This window comes from Stenotrophomonas maltophilia group sp. SKK55 (assembly GCF_057179845.1).
Genome location: NZ_JBXUHP010000059.1, coordinates 234,634 through 256,137, shown reverse-complemented (window position 1 = coordinate 256,137; position 21,504 = coordinate 234,634). Strand labels below are relative to the sequence as shown.

At 68.8% G+C, this 21,504-nt stretch carries 11 protein-coding genes; 4 read left to right on the top strand and 7 right to left on the bottom strand.

Annotated features, from left to right (window positions below; translation table 11 throughout):
• Nucleotides 1–40: 40 nt before the first annotated feature.
• From tolA to AC2A1N_RS19190, 4 genes are read right to left on the bottom strand one after another with little or no spacing between them, the layout of a single operon-like run.
• On the bottom strand, nucleotides 41–706 hold the full coding sequence (gene tolA / locus AC2A1N_RS19205; protein ID WP_005416762.1) for a cell envelope integrity protein TolA: 666 nt from the start codon (nucleotides 704–706) through the stop codon (nucleotides 41–43).
• A gap of 39 nt (nucleotides 707–745) precedes the next feature.
• Nucleotides 746–1,159: an ExbD/TolR family protein gene (locus AC2A1N_RS19200; protein ID WP_049413909.1), complete on the bottom strand. Its 414-nt coding sequence runs from the start codon at nucleotides 1,157–1,159 to the stop codon at nucleotides 746–748.
• Nucleotides 1,160–1,169: 10 nt separating this feature from the next.
• Entirely contained in the window at nucleotides 1,170–2,954 is a 1,785-nt protein-coding gene (locus tag AC2A1N_RS19195) for a DUF2341 domain-containing protein (RefSeq protein ID WP_242890742.1), read from the bottom strand.
• A 38-nt stretch (nucleotides 2,955–2,992) separates the two neighbouring features.
• Entirely contained in the window at nucleotides 2,993–4,609 is a 1,617-nt protein-coding gene (locus AC2A1N_RS19190) for a ShlB/FhaC/HecB family hemolysin secretion/activation protein (RefSeq protein ID WP_242890734.1), read from the bottom strand.
• Between the two features lie 201 nt (nucleotides 4,610–4,810).
• Between AC2A1N_RS19190 and AC2A1N_RS19185 the strand changes: the two genes are divergently transcribed.
• The gene (locus AC2A1N_RS19185; RefSeq protein ID WP_242890732.1) at nucleotides 4,811–5,146 is read left to right on the top strand and encodes a hypothetical protein; all 336 of its coding nucleotides are present in this window, start codon (nucleotides 4,811–4,813) and stop codon (nucleotides 5,144–5,146) included.
• 90 nt (nucleotides 5,147–5,236) lie between these two features.
• Here AC2A1N_RS19185 and AC2A1N_RS19180 read toward each other — a convergent pair whose 3' ends face one another.
• Nucleotides 5,237–5,686, bottom strand: a complete 450-nt coding sequence (locus AC2A1N_RS19180; protein WP_242890730.1) for a general secretion pathway protein — start codon at nucleotides 5,684–5,686, stop codon at nucleotides 5,237–5,239.
• 115 nt (nucleotides 5,687–5,801) lie between these two features.
• On the opposite strand from AC2A1N_RS19180, the gene gspH reads away from it, so the two are divergent.
• The 3 genes from gspH to AC2A1N_RS19165 are packed head-to-tail and all read left to right on the top strand — an operon-like array spanning nucleotide 5,802 to nucleotide 7,218.
• Nucleotides 5,802–6,248 carry a type II secretion system minor pseudopilin GspH gene (gene gspH / locus AC2A1N_RS19175; protein WP_061479443.1) on the top strand — a complete coding sequence of 149 codons (447 nt, stop codon included), beginning with the start codon at nucleotides 5,802–5,804 and terminating at the stop codon, nucleotides 6,246–6,248.
• Nucleotides 6,245–6,607, top strand: coding sequence for a type II secretion system minor pseudopilin GspI (gene gspI, locus AC2A1N_RS19170; RefSeq protein WP_242890728.1), 363 nt, complete (start codon nucleotides 6,245–6,247; stop codon nucleotides 6,605–6,607). Before gspH ends, gspI begins: the two co-directional genes overlap by 4 nt.
• The gene (locus tag AC2A1N_RS19165) at nucleotides 6,604–7,218 is read left to right on the top strand and encodes a prepilin-type N-terminal cleavage/methylation domain-containing protein (RefSeq protein WP_242890726.1); all 615 of its coding nucleotides are present in this window, start codon (nucleotides 6,604–6,606) and stop codon (nucleotides 7,216–7,218) included. Before gspI ends, AC2A1N_RS19165 begins: the two co-directional genes overlap by 4 nt.
• 359 nt (nucleotides 7,219–7,577) lie before the next feature.
• Here AC2A1N_RS19165 and AC2A1N_RS19160 read toward each other — a convergent pair whose 3' ends face one another.
• Both AC2A1N_RS19160 and AC2A1N_RS19155 read right to left on the bottom strand, forming a co-directional pair.
• The gene (locus AC2A1N_RS19160) at nucleotides 7,578–19,961 is read right to left on the bottom strand and encodes a filamentous haemagglutinin family protein (RefSeq protein ID WP_484373173.1); all 12,384 of its coding nucleotides are present in this window, start codon (nucleotides 19,959–19,961) and stop codon (nucleotides 7,578–7,580) included.
• A 199-nt stretch (nucleotides 19,962–20,160) separates the two neighbouring features.
• Nucleotides 20,161–21,336 carry a substrate-binding domain-containing protein gene (locus tag AC2A1N_RS19155; protein WP_134969228.1) on the bottom strand — a complete coding sequence of 392 codons (1,176 nt, stop codon included), beginning with the start codon at nucleotides 21,334–21,336 and terminating at the stop codon, nucleotides 20,161–20,163.
• Between the last annotated feature and the right edge of the window lie 168 nt (nucleotides 21,337–21,504).

Sequence of the window (21,504 nt, the reverse complement as noted above, 5' to 3'; positions counted from 1 at the left end):
GGTTCTCATCGAATGAAGGGAAATCACGGAGGTCGGGGAATCAGGCCCCGGGCCGGCGGCCCTGGATCAGGACGCGGGCGGGGAAATCAAGCGACGGCGGCGGTGCCTGGTCGACCTTGCCGATGCGACGCAGTGCATCGAGCACGGCCGCGTCGGCCTCCTCGTTGCCACTGCCACGCACCAGCTCGACCTTTTCCAGGCGACCATCGCTGGCCAGCCACACATTCACCTGCAACTGGAACGCCAGACGCTTGACCTTGTCGTCGCGCGAGATCGCCTGCTGCATCAGGTAGCCGAGGTAGCGCCCATAGGTGGCGTTGCCGGCACCGCCACGACCGACACCGGACGAACCGCCACCACTGCCGGACTGGATGCCGAAGTTGTCGCCACCGGCCTGCGCGTCGGCATTCATCGTCACCGGATCGCTGTTGTCCGGGGTCGGCGTCGGCTCTTCGGCCGGCGTCGGCTGATCCAGCGGCTCCGGTTCGGGCATCGCCTCTTCCGGCGGCGTTTCCGGTTCCGGCGGTTTCTCCGGCGGCGGCGGGGGTGGCGGAGGCGGTGGCGGCAACGCCAGCATCGGCGGCTGCACCACCGGCCGGCGGGTGCTTGCGGTGTCCTTGAACAACAGCCACCACAGCGCGACGCCAAGCACCAGCAACGCGACCAGCACCAGCGCGACGGTCACCAGCAACGGGCGACCACGCATGCCGGGCTCCGGCCGAGGGGGTTGATGGGCGGTCATGCCTCAGCCCTGCGCCTTGCCGGTGACCAGGCCGACCTGGGCCAGCTCCAGGCGCCGCAGCAGGTCCAGCACCTCGACCACACGGGCGTACTGCACCTGCGCATCACCCCGCACGATCACCGGAAAATCCGGCGTGGTCGCGCGCTCGGTGCGCAGCCGGTCTTCCAGCTCGGCCATCGTCACCGGGTAGGCATCCAGGAACACCTGGCCACTGGGGTCGATGGTGATCGCCTTGGTCTTTGGTTTCTCCAGCGCTACGGCGTTGCTGGCCTTCGGCAGGTTGACCTCGATGCCGGGGATGGAGGCGTTGCTGGTCAGGATGAAGATCACCAGCACCACCAGCAGCACGTCGACGAAGGGCGTCACGTTGATGCCCTTCTCGCGCTTCTTGATGCCGAACTTCGCCTTCTGGCCCATGGCGCGCCCCTCAGCCCTGCACCGCGGCCGGGCCGCGCCCGTCCTGCTCTTCGGCCAGGCGTGCGGCGAACTCGTCGATGAACACTGCCATGTCCGCACCGATCGCTTCGGCACGCGCGCCCAGGTAGTTGTAGCCGAACAGTGCCGGGATCGCGACGCCGAGGCCGGCCGCCGTACACAGCAACGCTGCGGCCATGCCGGGTGCCACCGAGTTGATGTCGACCGCGCCGGCCATCGCCGCCACCACGAACACCAGCATGATGCCGATCACGGTGCCGAACAGGCCCACATACGGGGCTCCCTCGATGGTGGTCGACAACCAGTTCATGCGTCGTGCCATTGCCTCCTGCTCACGCACCATCACCGCATCCATCGACGCGCGGATCGCCGCGATGGTGGCGCCACTGAGGTAGCCACTGTTGCCGTCGCGCTGATGGCGCTGCTGCATTTCATCGATGGCCACCTGGTAGATGCGCCACAACGAACCGTCGTGCATCGCGGTGGGGGCCTTGCCCTGGCGGTCCATGTCGGACAGGGTGCGCAGCGGCACACCGGACAGCTTGCCGAAGCTCTCGGTGAACACTGCATTGGCCTTGCTGGTACGGCCGAAGTGCCGCCCCTTGGCGATCATGATCGCCCACGACAGCAGCATCATCAGGCCGAGGATCGCGACCACCACCCAGGCGTCGAACGGCATCGCCTTGAGGATGAAGGCGAAGTGGCTCTGGCCGGTGGACTGCTCGTCGGCGCCGTAGCTGATCAGCCGCGAATCGGCACCCTGTGCGGTGGCATCGGCCAGCAGCAGCGCGGCCGGCCGTGCCACGCGCGAGATGCGCAGTTCATCCAGCGCACCTTCGAAGTTGGCCAGTGGCTGCACCGCGCCCGGCGCATCGGCACCCACCACCGGAGCCGTGCCCAGCGCCGGCAGCGCACCGCTCAGCTGGGCAACGACGCGCCCGTTGAGGTACAGCTGCAACGCGCCCTTCTCTGCCGTCAGTGCAACGTGTGCCCACTGTCCTTCCGGAACCGGCTGCGCAGGCGTGCTGCGCTGGCCATTGAGCTGCACGAACGGCACGCGGTTCTCGATGCCCAGCACCAGTTCGGACGCGCCATCTCGGCGGGCGTAGATGGCCTGCGCAGCGGTGTTGCTGCCGGGCTTGATCCAGGCCGAGACGGTCAGCGGTGCACCCGCTTCCTGTGCCAGCGAGGCGCTGGCCGGCAGCGGCAGCGGCGCGGTGCCCAGCTGAACGCCGCGACCGATCACCGAGCCTTCCGCTGGCGGTGCCACGGCACCGGCGTTGTTGCCGTAGGCGGTGGTATCACGCGCCGGGGCGTTGGCCTCGGCAAAGTGGTAGACCAGCGTATAGTCCGGATCGAACACCTGCTGGCCGTTGCCGCTGGCCGGGGCCTTTTCATTGCCGTAGTACATCCAGATCGTCTGCGGCGCGGCGGCACTGACCGCCGGCACGTCCACCCAGACCAGGGCCAGGCCCATCTGGGGATCGAACTGTTCGATCTGGTGGGCCAGCACGGTACGGCCATCACCCGAGACGAAGCGCAGGTCGTTGCCCGCATCCTGGGTGCCGTCGAAGCCGAAGTTGCCGGTATGCAGGCGCAGCAGCAGCGGCGTGCGGCCCGGGTCACCGGCCAGGCCCGCGCCCTGCGGTCCGGCGTCGATGGTGATCGGCTTGCGGTACTTCCATTCGGCCTGCCACCAATTGGCATCGGCCGCAGCCGCCGGCAGCGCAACCAGCGCGGCCAGCAGCAACAACACTCGGGAAAGCAAACGGTCCATGCGAAGGGTCTCCGGAGAACGCATGTTCAAGGGAAGGGTCAGTAACTGGTGCTGATGTTGAAATGCAGGCGCGGGTCGTCCTTGCGCGTGACCGGGCCATCGGCATACGGCCAGGCGTAGTCCAGGCGCAGTTGCAGGTGTTCACCCAGGCGCAGCTGCGCGCCCAGGCCGACCGAGGCCAGGTTGTACTTGTCGCGCTGTTCGGGCAGCGGCTGGCGCAGGCGCAGGTAGGCCGCGTCGGCAAAGCTGTAGACGCGCAGGTCGGTGCCGCGCCACAGTGACCACGCAGGCGTGCGCCATTCCAGGCTGGCCAGGCCGCCGTAATCGCCGATCGCCTCGGCCGACAGGTAGCCGCGCACGGTGTACATGCCACCTGCGGCGAACTGCTCGGCCGACACCAGTGGCGCATCGGTTACCTGCAGCGAGCCGCGCGCATACCACTGCCAGTCGCTGCCGAAGGTATGCGTGTTGGCCACGTCGGCCTTGAACGCCACGAAACTCGGGTCGGCCCAGTAGCGCTTCTGCCCGAACGCAGTGGCGTCGCTGCCGTAACCGAACAGGCGGCGGGTACCGGCCACCAGCTGGGTGTTGATGCTCAGCTGATCGTGCTCGCCCTGGCGCACGCCGACGAAGGCCAGGGTGATCGGCGCGTACTTCAGCGGCGTCTTCAGGCTGTCCTTGCCCATCTGCGTGTCCTCCTCGGTGTCCTTGAAATCCACGCCGAGGCTGAGCTGGCGCCACCACTGGCTGCTGCCCGGCAGGCGGTAGTTGAGCTTGAGGCCGATCGAATGGCCGTTGCCGATCACATTGGTGCCGGTGCCGGTGCCGACCTGCCCACCTGCATTCAACACGCGGCTGTCGGATCTGTAGCCGGAGGCTTCCAGGCTCCACGGCGTGCCTTCGAACGGCATTGTGTACGAGGCCGAGAACACCTTGGCCTGCTTCGTGTCTTCCGGCGCCAGATACACGCCAAGGTTGGCGCTGTGCCCACGCTTCCAGAGATTGTCGTAGGCCAGCGAAGCACTCAGGCGCAGCTTCTCGGTGTCGGCGCTATGGTCGTTGTTGAGTGACGCACTGGCACGCCACGGCGACTTCTCCTCGACCTGAAGGTCCACATCCATCGTGCCCGGCACCTGGCCTTCGCGCACCAATGGCATCACCTGCCGACGCCCGCCTTCGTTCAGTGCGGTCAGTTCCTTCTGGGCCTGGTCGAAGTCGGGAACCTTGCCTTCCGCCAATGCCGGCACGCGTTCACGAATGCGTTCGGGCGATTCGTGGCGGGTACCGACGACGCGCAGCTGGCCGATCGGCGTCTGCTGCACCTTCAGCAGCACCACGCCACCGCTGACCTGCTGCTCGGGCAACTCGACGTAGACCGACTGGTAGCCGGCCTGCTGGTAGAGCGCGTGGACGGCATCGCGCGCCTTCTCGACATCGGCCAGGCTCTTGCCTGGGCCGAGGAACGGTTCCACCGCGCGTTCAATCTCCCGCGGATCGAGCACCGTGTTGCCGCGCACGATGAATTCGTTGATGTTCACGCTGGGCGCGGGTGCTGCCTCCTGCGCGAGCAGCGGCAGCGGCAGCGCTGCCAGCGCCAGCACCAACGGATGCAGGCGCAGCGGAAGGCGAACGGCTCGGCACGGAACAGGAGTCATCGAAGGCATCGCGTCGTATCGAAGGGAGGGGCCAGGGAGCGGCGCGTGGATCTACCAACAGGACGTGTACATCGCGTCAAAACCGCCAACAGTTTTGTGACAGCGCTGTCATCTTTTGATAGCGCCGCAACGCACGCAGGCGGACCCAGCCTTGGCTACCCGTCTTCATTGCAGAACATCGATTGCTGCGGGAGATTCGAGATGTGTGAATCGTTGATGCCGCGCCTGCGCGCTGCTCTCACCCTCGCCCTGCTGCTGGCGCTGCCATCGGGTCGCGCCGACGAGGCGAAGAAGCAGCAAGAAGCTGCGCCCTGCATCGAAGTGCAGGTCAACGGCGAGCGGATTCCGGCCTGGGACTGCCTGCAACGCAAGCTGGCGCCTGCGACAAGGCCGGCGAAGTCGGCGGCGCTCCCTGAAGCCGAACGCCTGATGCGGCAGCCCGGCAACCAGCTGATGCAGTACAACCTGGAAGGCACGCGGCAGCGTATGGGCGATGCGTTCGGTCGCTCGGTGGTGCCGCAGCGACCTGCGCGCTGAGCCTGCGCCTCTGTAGCGCCGAGCCCCTGCTCGGCTGTCTTTGTATCCGTCGGCGAGGCCAAGCAGAAGCAGCCGAGCGCAGGCTCGGCTCTACAGGGCGGCCGGCACGATGCCATCGCTCGGCACCGGTGGCAGCGTGGGAACCGCCAGGCTGCGCGACTGCCCTGCCTGGTTCAGCTCCACCGTATTGGTACTGATGCTGGCCAGCACCGTGCAGGGCCCCAACCGCTGGCCCGGCGCGTAGGCCTCGGCAGGACGCCCATCCACCGACAGCAGCGCAAGCGGTGCGTGGTCACCGGCCATCACGCCCAGCACCACCACCTCGGTCTGCACTGCGCCGGGAGACAACAGGCGCACCAGCGGCAGGCTTGCCACCGCATCGAACATCGGCCGCACCGCCGCCTCGGTCTTCGCTTCGCTGGCGGCCGCCACGGGCGCTACCGCAGACAGAGTGACGCCCCAGTAGGCCACCACGGCCAGCAGCAACGTTGCCGCCAGCAGGGTCAGTATGCGATTGCGATCCAAGCGCCTGCCATCCATGTTCCGCACCGTCGCCACGTTCGTCCCTGCCCACGCTAGCAGCTGCGGCTGACGCTTTTGTTTCATCATGCAGGCCTAGGCTGGTAGGCATCGGCCAGCACAGGAGGCAACGTCGATGCAGCGCATGCCGCGTGGTTTCACCCTGTTGGAACTGATGGTGGTGCTGGTGATCATCGGTATCTGCACGGCGGGCATCGGGCTGGGCCTGGGCAGCCTGCTCGACCCGGGCCGGCAGCTGCGACAGGAAGCCGAACGGTTGGCCCAGCGACTGCAGGTGGCGCGCGACGAGGCGCGTATCGATGGCCGCCCCCTGCGCTGGCAGGCCGACGCCGCCGGCTACCGCTTCAGCCGCCGCGAAGGCAGCCGCTGGGTGGACGTTCAGCGCGACGACCTGCTGCGTCAGCAGCAATGGCAACCGGCGGGCATCGCGGTGCAGCCGAGCACGCCGATTGAACTGAGCCCCGAATGGATTGGCGTGGCGTGGGAGGTGACGCTGTCGTTGCAGGGCCGCCAGCTGCGTCTTCGTGATGATGGCAGCGGACAGTTGCAGGTCGTGCAGTGAAGCGGAACAGGCACGGGTTCACCCTGATCGAAGTGCTGATCGCATTGGCGATCGTTTCAATCGCACTGGCGGCGGTGATGCGTTCGGTGGCGGTGGCCACCGACGATCAGTCGCGCCTGCGCGATCGTCGGCTGGCACTGATGTGTGCGCAGGACCGCTGGCAGGAGCTGCGCCTGGCCGGGCAGCCGCCGCAGGATGCACGGCAGCGCTGCGTGCAGGGGCGCAGCACGTTCCTGGTGCTGCAACATGTCGGCACGGGAAGTGACGGACAGCCGCAACTGGATCTCAGCGTGGTGGCCGAAGAGGCACCGCGGCAGTCGCTGGCGCGGATGCAGCTGCCGTGGACAGCAGCGCCATGAAGCACGCCGCACGTGGCTTCACCCTGATCGAAGTGATGATCGCGATCACCATCATGGGTGTGCTGGCGCTGATCTGCTGGCGTGCGCTGGACAGCGTGGCCGGCAGCGACCAGCGCCTGCGCCGGGCCGATGCCGAAACCACGACGGCTTTGCGCATCCTGCAGCAGTTCCAGCGCGATATCGAGATGCGTGCCGACGACGCGCTGATGAATGGTGCAGTGCGTCCGGCCGATCAACCGCAGCGGCTGCTGCCTCCGTCCCTGGTAAGCGAACGGCAGCCAGATGGCAGCTTCGCGCTGGAGATCACCCGCAGTGTCGGCAGTGATGGACTACGCTGGCAGCGGGTGCGCTGGTGGCGGCAGGGCACCACGCTGTGGCGGGCCAGTGGCGCGGCGACGGATCGATACCCCCTGCCCGCGCCTGAGCCGTCGAAAGGCATTGCGGTGGCCAGGGATGTGCAGCGGTTCGAGGTACGCGCCTGGCAGCCGGGCGCTGGGTGGGCGCTGTTGCCGAGCGAAGGCGAGGTGCTGCCGGCCACCGGGCTGGAACTGCGGTTGGGCCTGCGCGATGGGCGTGGGCCGCTGAGCTACCGGCGGGTGCTGGAGCTTTAGGATTCCTCCCAGGCAAAGCATCCACGCATGGCGTGGATCTACTGCCGAGCGGCTTCTACTGCCCGGCCTGCCCTGGTGGGTGCCGACCGTTGGTCGGCACTGATGCTGGCCCAGCCATCCACGCATGGCGTGGATCTACTGCCGAGCCTGCCGCCGGGTGCCTTCCTGCGCCCGGCGGCGCCGCTTCGGTGGTCCTCACCGCTGATGGCGCTCCCTGCCCTCCGTGCCGTCCTGGCTGGGGCCGCCACCGTTCCCTGGCGGCTGGCCCGATGCTGTCCGCTCCGGCGGTGCAGCTGCATCCACGCATGGCGTGGAACTGCTGGCGACCAAGGTCGGCACCTACCGGGATCGCTCGATGCCTACCGGCGCTGCGTGCCGTCGTCGCGGCTGGCCTGCGGGAACTGGAACGCGCTGTCGGCGTCGTAGCCGCTGTTGGCGGTAGTGCCACGGGCCGGCGGCGCTACGCTGCTCGTGCCGCTGCCGAAGCCCAGAATCTGCACGCTGATCACCGACGGCTGGTTGCGCCGTGCGTCGTCCTGGCTCTTGCGCATCACGTCCTGTGCCGCCTGGCTGGCGCTGTTGGCTGCGGCACTGGCCGCGGCCAGCGCATTGACGTTGACCGATGCCAGCACCGGCAGGCCCTTGCTCTCGCCCTGCACCTGGATGTTGGCCGCGTTGAGCACCTGCAGTGCGGCCAGGTTGATGTTGCCGGAGACGCGGATACCGGCCTCGCCCGCATCGATGGTGCCCAGCGGAGCGATCAGGTCGACGTCGCCCGGCGGTACTTCGGCGATGGGGTTCAACGTCGCGATGCCAGCACCGCTGGCCGGGGCCTGCGGCGACAGGATCACATTGCCCCAGCCGTCATAGACGCGGCGCGGTGGCGTGTACAGCAAGGTCGTGCGCGAACCACGACCGGCATTGATGTCACCCTGCTCCGACCATGCCAGGACGTCGCCGCCGAAGGTGGTCATCACCCGCGACAGGCCCAGCAGCACGCTGTCCTGGCTGAACAGCCGGATATCACCCTGCCCTTGGGTCACCAGTCCGGCACTGGCCGGGGGCACCACACCCTGCACACCGATCACGATCTGCCCACCCGGTGCCATCAGCTCGATGTTGCCGCCCGCTTCGGTACGCACGCCGGAGCCACCGTACATCACGATATCGCCGGTACGGTCGATCGTCGCACCGGTCGCAGCCTTGTCTGGCATCAGCGTGGCGATGGCCTCGCGCCCACGCAGGTAGGAACCGAAGCGGGGCCCTTCTGCATCGGTATATTCCCGTCCACCTTCGCGCAGCTCGGCGTAATAGACCTGGCGCAGGAAGATGTGCTGCTGTTCCTGCGGCAGCGCATCGAACGCGGCCAGCGCCCCGTCGCCGTCAGCAGCCACGCCGAAGCGCTGCTGCAGCCACTGCTTCAGCTCCTGGTCGTACACCTTGACTGCCTTGCCCGGCTGCGACGCCAGCGATTGCGCCGGATCGGCGAGGTTGGCGGGATCCAGATAGCGTGCACGCAGGGCCGCGAAATCGATCTGCTGGTTGCCGGCCGTCAGCGCGATGCTGGCGCCGGCACGGGTGTCGCCCTGCACGATGCCACCGAGGCTGACGATGCTGCCCGCATCCTCCTGGCGCAGCTGGCGGCCGGCACTGATCTCGGTGTTGCCGGGGCCGGCGATGGTCGCGTTCAGATGCACGATGTCGCGGCCCGCCGCCGCCACCGTGATGTCGGTGGGCGCGCTGTTCAACGCGGTCATCGACACCCCGAGGATGTCCCGGCCTGCCCGCAGTTGCACGGCGCCGGCGGCCTCGAACCAGTTCAGCTGCGTGCGCTGCCCCACGTTGGGATTCAGCGTGCGCCGGGCGCCGGTGGCCAGACCGATGATGTCGCCCTGCACCGCGTAGAAGCGGCTCGGCGCCAGTGCCGCAGACACAGTGGACAGCGGAGTATTGGGACCGAATGCGAACAGCGGAAGCGACGCTTCTGGCGAGGCGGTATTGCCATCGACCGAAAGGTTGTGCCGCGAGCGGGTCACATTGCCGCCGGAATCCCCCTGCTGGGCCAGGAATGCGGGGTCGAAGGGTCCCGGCAGCCGCGCGTCCGCACCCGAGCGCGCGATCTGGGTCGCGCCACGCTGGGCGAAGATGCTGCCACCGGCCAGGACGTCCAGCCGTCCTGTTGCCGAGGGTGCCAGCAGGATCACATCCTGCGTCCCCGGCGTGGCGCTGATCCGGTCCAGCTTGATGTCGCCCTGCGCAGCAATGGCGCTGAAGCGCGAAGGATAGAGCCAGTAATTCAGCAGATCATCACCACCACGCACAACAAGCTGGACCTGCTCGCGCCACAGATTGCTGCCGGTCACGTTATCCGGCCCGGCGAGGCCTGGCGCGAGGTCACCACCGGCACTGAACAGATCCACGGCCGTGTTGGCCGTCCACAGGGAGAACCACGTGCTGCCTGCAGCGTGCGCGCCATCATCCTGCAGCACCGCGCTGTAGTTGGCCAGCGGCACCCGGCCTGCATCGGCGACCCCGCCGAGCACCACATCGCCCCGTGCCTGCAGCTGCGCGACCGCATCGCCCAGCACCAGCACCGGTCCGCCCATCGCGCGGGCGGCGTCGGGCGCAAACAGGTCTGCGGCGCGCTGCTGACGCAGCGTCGCGTAGTTTTCCAGGGTGACGCCCATTGCACCGATGCGCCCGGCATCGAGCTGCAGGCTGCCACGCAGATTGCTGAAGGTACCGTTGAGGTCGAGATTCTGTCCCGCCCTGGAGGGATTGAGGCTGGAGATCGTCGCCTGCAGATTCGGATTCAGTGCGCCACCGATGCGCAACCGCAGGTCGCCGCCGCCGGTCAGGTGCAGCTGGCCATCGCTGACCCGGCCGGTCGATCCCACCGCCGCGATGATCGCGCCCGAGCGCGGTGCGCTCAGCGAGCCCAGCGCGTCGCCCATCGGATCGCGGACGCCGGCATTGCGCCCAGCCTCAAGCGTCAGGTCGCCGCCGCCCAAGGTGCCGAAGCCGGTGAAGCCGACCATCCGCGGAGAGGCGCCAGCGGCAGCGGAGACGTTGGTGTAGGTGCCAAAGTTCACCCACCAGCTGGTCGGCACCGGCTCCACGCCGGTGGTGCTGCCGGTTCCCTGCCGCCACAGCCAATTGCCGACCGAGGCACTGGAGTACAGCGCCCAGTCGCGCTCGCTGGTGCCCGACTCCGCGCGCGCGGTCCAGGCGTCGCCGACGATATCGCGCCCGGCTTCGACCCGCAGGTTGCCACCATGATCGGGATACCAGGCCTGGTAGCCTGCGATCGCTGCGTCATAGCTGCCCGGCACCAGGTTCGGCCCCAGCAGTGCGGTGTTCCAGGGAGCCGCTGCGCGGGGCGAATTGAAGGCAGCGTCGCGGCCCCCACCCAGCGCGGTGGGAGTGCCGGCGGTGTAGACACCGAAGCCTGACTTCATCACGACGTCACCGGCAGCGAGCAGCTCCATGTCACCCTTGCCGGTGCGCAGTACGCTCCACGCCGGCGTGCCCGCACGCTTGCCGTAGGTGGTCACTTCGGTCTGCGTGCCGCCGCCGGCGCAGTAGGTGGGCGCGGTACTGCAGAACTCATCTTCGGTCATGCCGAACATCGCGGCGAAGTCCTTCGCAGGGGTGCCCACGTAGGACTCGTCGCCCCAGTAATCCAGCGAGCCCTGCGCGGCCACCTGGCGGGGTGCCGGGCCGCAGTAGTCGGCCGACATCGCGCAGAACTCATCTTCGGTGAAGCCGAACATGTCGGCCAGCTCCGCGATCGGACGGCCCGCATAGGACGTGTCGCCGATCCAGTCCAGCGATGCCCGCTCGGTCAACGCACGATCACCCACCCAGATGATCTCGGTCTTGACCGTGCCGATCGAGCCCTGGTGGGTATCGGCCAGCACCACGCTGCCTTCGCTGCCCCAGCGGCGGCTGCGTGGATCGGCCGCCCCGGCATCGGCACCGGCAACCACGGTCAAGTCCCAGGAGCTGGTGCCCTCGGCGAGCATCGGCGCCAACGCCCAGTTGCGCCCCTGGTTGCCGTTGGCATCGGTCGGCCGCAGATTCACCGGCGCGTCGCCGGGCAGCTCCACCTTGGTCAACGAGGGAATGTACGCGCCCACCTTGAGCGCGACTTCCCGTGCCAGGCGCAGCGCAACCGGCAGCACCGCGCCGGCGGGCCACTCCTGTGCCGCCACCTGTACCGCACTGCGCAGGCGGAAGCCGGCTCCCAGCCGCGCACCTGCCGCCAGCACCAGCGGCTCCTGCAGCACGGTGCCCGCGGCCAGCGTCTGCCCGGAGTCGGTGGTCACCGCCGCACCCAGTACGGTGCCCGCTGGCAGGCGCAGGGTCTGCGAGATCACCATCGGCGCGGGCAGCACGGTACCAACCGGAAGCGTTACCGATTCGACCGGCACGTCGTAGTTCAGGCGGGTGCCGGCCTGGAACTCGGTGCCGGGCTGCAGCTTCACCCCGTCCACCGGCACCACCAGACCGCTGCCGAACGGGGTGTGCCCCGCGCTGCCATTGCGACCCTCATACAGCTGCCAGCCGCCCTCATCCGGCGTGGACGGTGACGGTGCGAAGCCATCGTTGATGCTGCCGTAGACGTTGATGTTGCCTTCGGCCCGCAGCACCAGCGAGGCCGATTCGCCGAAGCCACGCCGCGATGGATCGGCGCGGTTGGCTTCGGGCCCGTAGCGGTAGCCGGACAGATCGATGTCGCCGGCAATGGTCAGGTCGCCGTCCGGGTTGGCGTCGCTGCGCCGCGCCACCACCTGCACGCCGGGACGAAGGCGGACATCACCCAGCGCGCGCGTGCGCTGCTGCAGGTCCGGGTTGCCCAGCGCACCATCGATCCACGCCACGCTGTGCGGATCGACCACCTGGTCCAGCCACTGCTGGGTGACCAGCTGCGCGCGGTTGCCGCGCACATCGGCGGTGCCGGCCAGGGGCGCATCGTCGTAGCGGCGGACACCATTGAGCTGGATGTCAGCCGCGCCATCGATGCGCAGGCCGTTGGCCGCGGCAATCGCCGCGTCGTTGCTGCCCACCCGCGGCACATCGATCTTCAGCGAGCCCCGCGCCATGCCGTCGTTCTGTCCAGGGCCGTCGCCGACGGCAACGTCGCTGCCGGCACGCAGGTCCAGGTGCGCCGCGCTGCCCAGGCCCACGGCGCCTTCGGCGCTGCCCAGCGTGATCGTGGCCCGGTTCGGACTGTCGATGATCTTGCCATGGCTGTCCACGCGCAGGCCGGTACCGTGCGCGTCCAGCGTGCCGTCCACCTGCAGCTGGTCGCGGGCGTACAGGCGGATGCTGCCGACCTGCTCGCCGCTGGCATCGATGCGGCCGGCCACGGTCAGGCTGCCCGCGTCGACACTGATGTCGACCCGGCGCGCCTTCACTTCGTCACCGATCCGCAGATCGCCTTCACCGATCTGGAAGCTGCGGCCGCCGACGACACCGCCGGCGGTCAATCGCTGGTTGAGGCCGGCGAAGTCCTGCAGCTGGCGTGCCCGCACCACAAGTTCACCACCGTCGTAGGGCACCAGCGTGCCGCCGGCATCGTAGCGGCCACTGGCGGCACCCTGCAGAACACCGGCCAGATCGGCTTGGCCGGCCATTGCGGTGACCGTCATGCGCCCGGCGCGGTTGTTGCGGGCAGAAACATCGATGCGGGAGGCAGCATCGGTGCGGATGTCACCCGTGTCGCTGGACAGCAGGACATCACCGCCCCAGCTGAACTTGTCCACGTCGTACAGCGGGACCTTGCGCCCGGCCAGGTCCAGCGCCGCCCGGCCGCCAAGCGTGATGCCCTCGCGCGCGCTCGCCGACAGCCGTCCTGACGCCAGCGCGATCGTGCTGTCCAGCGTGATCCGGTTGGCGTCGATGCTCAGCTCGCTGCCCAGTGCATCGCCACCCGCCTTGCCGGTGCCCCCCTGCAGGCGGAACTCGCCGCCAGTGCGCACGCGCAGCTGCGCGGCGGGATCGGCGGTCAACAGCGGTGTATCGATACCCAGGCTGCCTCCGCTGTACTGCCAGCCCTTGTCGGCCAGATAGTCGCCGCGCTGCTGGAACACGTCCAGCGTGCCCTGCGCGGAGAACGACAGCTGCTCCGAAGCACTCAGGTTCAGCGCACCGAATCCGAGCACCTGCCGGTTCGCAGGTACTTCAGAGCTGGGACGGCTGAATGGCGCCCGCCCCAGCTGCAGCTGGCGGGTGACGATGTCCAGCTGCCCGGCGCCGAGCCGGTCCACCATCGGATCGGCCGGCGGTACCGACGCGTCGCTGCCCGGCGCCTGGCTCGCCGCCAATGCGCCGTCCCAGACCAGCGTGTCCACCAGGATGCGCGCACGGTCGGTCGCCGCGCCGTAGCCGCGGATGGCCTGCGCACCCAGCACAAGCGTCTGCAGGCCACTGCGGCCGGTGGCACTGTCGCGCGCGTCCAGGTCGACGCTGCCGAACACGTTGACAGACTCCCGCGCGACCAGGCTCAGCGTGTCCAGCGCCGGCGCGCCGGTGGCGTCATTGCCGCGCAGCAGTTGCCGCAGCACGGACTGGTTCATGGTCATGCCACTGGGCAGCGCCCCTGCCGCAGCGGCCTGCGCGATCGCTTCGGCACTGCCGAGGTTCAGCGCCGCCATGCTCAGGCCGAGCTGACGGGTGCCATAGCTGACCGAGTCGCGCATCTGCAGCGTGCCATCGGTCGCTACCGCGATGCTGCCATCGGAAACCAGCCGGGCCTGGCCGTCGCACGCCGCCTGGCACCCCCCGATGTCGATCGCCACCGGACCGGCCTCCACGCCCGTGGTGCCGGTGATCAGGTTCAGGCGCTGGTTGGACACTGCAAGCAGACCGCCGGAGACCTGGTAAGGCGGCGTCGCGCTGGCACCTGCGTTGGCGGTTGCGAACGGCAGTGTATCGAGGGTCGCACCGGCCTCGACCAGCACGCCGCTGCCACCGGAGGCCGCTGCCACCAGCACCTCCGGTGCGTTCAGGGTGACACCGGAGCGCACCGCCACACTGCGCGCCTGGCCGGTCACCGCCACCTGCGAGGCCTCCTGGCTGAACTGCCCGCCGATGATCATCCGCGCAGGCAGGAAGGCATTGAGCGCGTCGTCGCTGAAGGTGGCGCCGCGATCACGCGCCTGCGATTGCGCGCTGCCGTCAACGATCTCCAGTGAACCGACCGCCGGGCTCGCCAACGTGGCTGCCAGCGTGCCGCCGCGCCCCTTGTCGGCGGCGGCGCCGAACCGCGCGGTGCCAGCGAAGCGGATGGCAGGCGTGTCTGCACGACCTGCACCTTCGCCCAGCGCAAGGGTCAACCCGAGCGCATCGATGGTCTGCCAGCCACACGACTCGCCGCGGCGGTCGGCCACCGACTGCGCGAAGCTGTTGTAGGAGGTTTCGTTGTAGCCCGAGTGCCGGCGTACCACTGCGGCGGGCGTCAGCAGGATGTCGGTGAGCAACGGCGAGAATGCCGCGCCCAGCGCCGTGCGCTGCTGCCCGGACACACGCCAGGTGCCGGTGCCGGTCGCAATCGGTTGCACGATGCCGGAGGTGCCGGTAGCGCCCAGCTCCACCCGGAATGCACCGGGCTGCAGCGCATAGCTTGCCGGCATCAGCGTGTAGGTGCCGGCCGCCAGGCCGGGCACGCCAGCCGGCACGGTGATCTGCTGGCCCACCGCCGGAGCTGAGAATCCTTCTTCGCCGCTGGGGGCGAACGCCTCGGCGCGTCCCGGTACGATCGCGTACACCGGGTTGCCCGACGCACTGAACGCGTAGCGCGGATTGGCGTCGGCCAACGCCGTGCGCAGCACGTCGACGGAGCCGCCGCGCCCGGACACGAAGGCGGCACCGGTCAACTCACCGCCGCCGGACATGTCCAGCAGTGCCCCCGGCGCCACCTCGATCGCGTTGGCCTTCAGGGTCACCCCCATCGAGGAGATGCCGGCCGGCGTCAGCGAGCTCAGGCTGCGCGTGCCTACTCGCCAGTCGACACCATCGACGGTGCCACCATAGGGCAGCGACAGGCCGGCACCGCTGGTGGAGGTAACGCTGCCTGGCAGCAGTTCCACCCGGCTGCCGATGGTTCCGCTCTGGATCAGGCCGCCCAGCTGCAGCGTGCCCATCGGCGCCTGCACGTTGCCGCCCTGCTGCACCGTGGCAGCCACCAGGCGAAGCGTGCCCAGCGCCGATTCCGGCGCCGGCTGCGTGGCCGCACCTGTGCCGTGGATTCGCAGCACGGCAGCTGGATCGGCCCAGTAATCAGCGGTCTGCACGGTCTGCGCCGAAGCGCCGGCCACCAGCGTGCCGACCGCGCCTGCGGTGGGGTACAGGCGGGCGGCGGTCACGTCCATCGAACCGGCCGTCATCAACGCGCTGGTGTTGCCACTGCTGGCAATGCCGTTGGTCAGGCGCACGTCACTGCGGCTTTCCAGCGCCACGTGGTCGAACCCGGGCAGCCAGGTGACGTCGCGGATGTCGATCAGCGCGGCCTGCACCGCCAGCGCGTGATCGTCCGGCCCGGCCGAAGCGACCGCCACGGTACCCTGCAGGTTCTCGCCCGCCAGCTGGCCCCAGCGCGCCTGCGCCAGGCGGACGTAGGGTGCACTCAGCCGCAACGCCGACGACGCCCCGGCATCCACGGCCATGCCCAGGCTCGAAGTGCCCTGGCCATGGATGCGCAGGCTCTGGGCCAGGCGCAGGTCGACATCGCCGACGGCGCGGATGTCACCGAACACGGACAGGTTGTCGAAGCCGCCCGCCTGCAGCTGCTCGACCGACAGCGCGGCGTGGCCATACTCCAGTGCGGCCGGCAGTGGCTGCACCGGTGCGCTGTGCTGGCTGAGGGTGATCGCACGTGCGCGCAGTACCTCCTCGCTGGCGCCACGTGCATGGATGCTGCCGCCGAAGGCCAGCCCAAGGGTGCCGCCGCGTGCGCCGGCACCACCGGCGGCCGCGTCCATCCCGCCCTCCAGATACAGTGCATTGGCCGAGCGCAGCACGATCTGCCCGCCGTCGCTGTCCACGCGTACACGGCCCTGGCCGTCGATATCCAGCTCGGCCGACGTACCTCGTGCCTGCAGGCGCGCACCGCGTTCGACCACCACGAAGGCTTCCGGTGGTCGGTCTTCGACGAATGCTGTGGTCTCCCAGTCCAGCGCCCCGCCGATCTCGATGCGTCCACCCGCGCGCACCTGCCCGCGCAGGCGGCCGCTGGGATCGGGCAGCGAGATCGCGTCTGCATCGGCATCCAGCAGCGCGCCTTCGGCGAAACGCCAGGTGCGTTCGGTGCGCTGCCCGGCGTACAGCGCATTCTGCGGACGCACATCGTCGATCACGATGCGGCCGCCCTTCGCACGCAGTGTGCCTTCAACATCGATGTTGCCTGCACCCAGCAGCGAGATCGTCTGCCCTGGATCGACCGCCACCAGTGCATCCTTGCCGACCCGCAGGTCACCGCCCACGCTGTTGCGGTCCGAACGCAGGCTGATGCTCGCACCGGCGCGCTGGCTGACGCGCCCGTTCGACGGATCGGCGCTGTACAGCGGCGCATCCCATGCCGCCAGTGCGGACGCCCGATCGGTTGCCGTCTGCGCGTCCTGGGTCATGCGCAGGCCTGGCAGGGCAGCGACCAGCCGCGCGCCGTCGGCCACCTCCACGCCTTGGTGGCCGTTGATGTCGTACTGTGCGAAGCCACTGCCGAACAGGCCGGGGTCCAGTCGCAGCGACACGCCCGCCAGGTCCGCATCGCCCACCCGAACGTGGCCACCTGTTCCCAGCGAGAAGGCACCACTGCCCTGGCCTCGGCCACTGAACCGGCTCCCCTCGCCCAGTTGCACCCGGCCACTGCCGTCGGTCGTAACCGTGCTGCTGTTGGCCTGCAGGCTGACGCTGCCCCCTTTGCCGATGCGGCCTTTACCGCGCAGGTCCAGCGCGGCGCCGGCCTCGACGTCCACCGTTGCCTCGGCGCCCACGACCACGTCATGACTGTTGCTCAGGCTCAGGCGGCCGCCATCTGTCCAGGCACCGCTGGCGTCGAGCGGCGTCGCCAGTGACGCGTTGCTCCATTCACCGGAGAGATCGATCCGCGTGCCGTCGGCAATGGCGGTGCGGGCGCGGCCATCGTGCAGCAGCGCCGTCGGCCGGCCCTGGACATCCAGCAGGTTGCCCGCCGACAGCTGGCCGCCGGCAATGCCGATGTCGCCTGCCAGTTCCACCTCGCTGCCGGTCAGGTTGAGCTGTCCGCCTGCCTGAAGCCGAAGGCTGCCGTCGACGCGGATGCGATCGGCGGTCGCCAGGTCGATCCGTCCCCACTGCTGGGCACTCAGCGCTGCGATATCCAGCCACACGGTGTCACGCCGCTCCTCGTCGACCGGAGCCAGCAGCGACCACGCCGCCTTCGTCGGAGCCTTGTCATCCAGGCGCACATCCGAGCCGAACACACCGCTGCGGCCCTGGCCGTCGTAGCGCCCCAGGTACAGCTGCGCATTGCGCGCCACCGCCGTCTGCGCCTGCGCATAGCCATCCAGTGCGGCCTCCGGCCTGCGGTTCTGCTGCGCGCCCTGGAAGGTGGCCGTCTCAACCTTCCCATCCAGCACCGCGGTCGGTGCGGAGACGATCAGCCGTCCTGCATCGCGGCCGACCGTGTACCCGTTGTCGACACGCTGCGCCGCGAATACGATCGGATCACGGAAGGTCTCGGTGATGCCCCAGCGTTCCTGCTTCACTTCATGGCCGCTGTACAGGCCATCGAACAGCATCTCCGCCGGCGCCTCATCAAGGCGGTAGACCTGGCCGTCGACGCCGCGCACCCAGCTCTGCCGGACCACGCCGCTCTGCACATCCAGGCTGCCGCCGGCAAGGTTGATGCGTGAGCCACCGTTCGTGATCACTTCCCTGCCGCCCAGCAGGACGGTGCCTCCCTGCGCGGCCCATTCGCCGATCGAGTGCCCCTGGTTGTCGAGGTAGCCCCCCACTTCCAGCAGGCCGCCAGCAGCGTACCAGCGCTCCCCCTCGTAGCCCCCGGTTCCGGCCGGAACGTGGACCAGCCTGCGGCGGTCGACCCAGACTTCACTGCTGGTCAGCTTGCCGCTGTCGCGGTTGTCCAGGGCGTCGCGCAGTTCGTTGCCCTGCACCTTGACCTGGACATTGTTGCTCTCCATCGACACCTGCACGCCCACTGCGCCGGACACGTCCACGCGCGCGGCGTCGTCCACGTAGCTGCGGGCCGCCGCATCGGCGATGATCTGGCCGCCCGTGGCGACCGTCAGCGAATCCCTGCTGAAATGGATGTTGCCACCCGAGACGATCTCCACCCGCGACTGGTCCCGGCGATCATTGTGCTGGGACAGATTGTCGAAGGTGGCCGAGCGCGCGCCAGCGCGGATCGCGACCTGCTCTGCCGACTCCTTGATGAGGCTGTCGCGCTGCGTATCCAGCGCCGTGGCCTTGCCGTCGTCCTCGATCAGCACCGCCGTGGTGGCTCCATCGGCGAGCGTGACGCTGCTGCCGGCATCGCTGGCCGAGGCCAGAAGATGCACGGTGCCGCGCTGTGCGAGCGTGGTGCTGGCCACGGCCACACCGGCCTGCTCGACGCTGCGCCCGGCCAGAGTCACGTCACCCTCGAGCGCGCGCAGCAGGCCGGTGTTGCGCACGCCGCCAGCCGTGCTGCCAGCGATGAAGCGCGGCGCGATCTCATTGCCCCGGGTGGTGGAGCTGGTGTTGGCGGCCGTACCCACGCCACGCCGGATCACGAAACTGTCACCCGCAGCGAGCTGCACCTGGCCCTTGCGCGCCTCGATATGGCCAGCATTCTCCACGCTGTGCCCGGCCAGCAGCACGTAGCCACCGCCGCGCGTCGCACTGGTCGGCTCATGGGTCGCGATGCGGGCGCCCTGCTCCACCGTCACCTTGCCGAATGCATCGCTGAGCGCGCTGCTGCTGGCGTCGGGGCTGTACAGGCCATTGTCGCGGAACTGCGCATCGCTGATCCGTGCTGCAGCCGCCAGCAGATTGCGTACATTGACCTGGCTGTTGTTGCCGAACACCACGCCGTTGCGGTTGGCCACGAACACCGTGCCATTGGCCTTCAGCTGGCCCAGGATCTGGCTGGGCCGCGCCTGCGGATCGTTGACCCGGTTCAGTACTGCCCAGTCAGGGCTCTGCAGGAAGTTCAGCGTAGTGTTGCCGCCGATGTTGAAGGTCTCCCAGTTCAGGATCGCCTTGTCCGCGGTCTGCTCGACCGTGACCTGCACCCGCCCGTCGCTGCCCTGCGACTGGATCGCCTCGCGCGCATTGAGCCAGCCGCGGGTCAGCGGGTTCTGGTCGACGCTCAGGCCGTCCTTGCCGAGGCCATCGGCAACAATGAAGCCAGCCTCGCGGCGCGCCTGCCGCGCCTGTTCCTGCAGGCGCTGCTGCAGGGCGATCGCCTGCGCCGCCGTGCCAAGATTGTCGATCGACTGCTGCAGCTTCTGCCGTGCTGCATCCTGCTGCTGGGCCGGCAACTGGAACTGGATCGGCACGCCGTTGGGCATGCGGCCACTCTGTGCCGCGCTGCCCTGGGCCGCGCCCCGTTCGGCGAACCAGCCCGGACTGAACGCCTGCTGCGCCTGGCTGGCCGGGGCCACCATGCTCCCCAGTGCGACTGCGATGGCCCACGCCATCGGATGATTGCGGCGCATCAACGCGGCCGGACGAACAACGGACGGGAGCGGGTGCGACATCGGAACCTCATCAACCTGGTGGGCCGCGGCTGCGGCGACGATCGGGGAGGCACGCGCAACGCATGCCCTGCCACTGATAGACGGTCCACGTGACACGAAGCCGACAGCGAAACACTGCGGCGGCGGCACCATCACGGAAATGGCGACGCCGGCCCAGAGGCCGGCGTCGCGTCGAGCAGGATTCAACCGGTACTGCGGATTACAGCGGACGACCGATGCCGGCGCAGGTGCTGGGGTTGTTCAGGCCGGCCGTGCTGCTGGCCAGCACGAAGCGGTTGCGGATCGCATCGCGCCACGCCTTGGTCAGCGGGATGAAGCCGTGGTCGGTGATCGACTTCTCATACGCGACGGTGTAGGTCGCCGGATAGTGGCGGGCCAGGAAGCCGCGCAGGCTGGTGGCGACGCTCGAATCCTTGTAGCACTGGCCGATCACCAGGTTGGTGTAGCCGGCGATCGGATAGCCAGCCGACGGGTTGCCGAACACCGGCACCCAGTTGGCGGGGTTCTCAGCGTCGGTGCCGGTCGGCGGAGCGACGGTGTCCAGGGTGGCCTGCACGCTCACCTGGTCCGGCGAGAAACCCTTGACCTTGGCGACCTTGGTTGCATCGGTCAGGCTCGGGATCACGTCCGGGCCGACGTAGCCGATACGGCCTTCAGCAGCGTAGACAGCGTTGTACAGCGAGGTACCACCGGTGGCCGGGGCGGCCACCAGGAACGCCGGAAGGTTGCCGTTGGCATCGCGCTTGTACAGGTCGGCGAAGGTCGACTTGATGGCGAACTTGCCGCCCACCAGCTTCGAGGTTTCAGCGTTCTCAGCGGCACAGGCCGCGGTCAGGAAGCGGCTGAACATTTCGCTGGTACCGCTGCTTTCCGGACGGTACACCACCTGGATCGGGCCACTGCGGTTGGCATCGATGGTCGACCAGTCGCTGATCGCACCCGAGAACACGCCGCAGATCTGCGCCACGCTCAGGTCCACCGCCGAACCGGCCTTGTTGAACGGAATGGTGACCGAGGTGGCCACCGACGGCACCTGGATCAGCGCGCCGTAGCGGTTGGCGTTGGTCGCCTGGTTGAAGTTGGTGGTGTAGTTGCTCAGCTCGGTGCTGCTCAGCACCGAATCGCTGCCGGCGAAATGCACGGTGCCGGTGGTCGAGAACAGCGCCGAGTTGTTTTCCAGGAAGGCCTTCTTGCCGGTGCCCGAACCGGTCACGGCGTAGGTGAAGTTCGCCGGCAGGATGCTGTCGGCCGAACCCTTGTAGAGGTCGGCCGGCAGCGAGGCACCGCCGCCGGTAACGGTCTGCGCCGAGGCGGCGCCCACGGTAGCGAGCAGCGCGGTGGCAACCAGCGCGGCCAGGGTCTTGTACTTGGTCATGATCTTCTCCTGAAGGGTTTACTGCGAAGGGAAACGCCAAGGGAGGAACGGTCACTACACGCCTGCTGCCGCCGAGGGCCTCCCAGCCCACTCTGCGGCGACGGGTCCATGCTGGTCCGCGCCGATGACAGGCCGCTTAAGAAACCTGTGGAAGATCGGAAAAAGGTG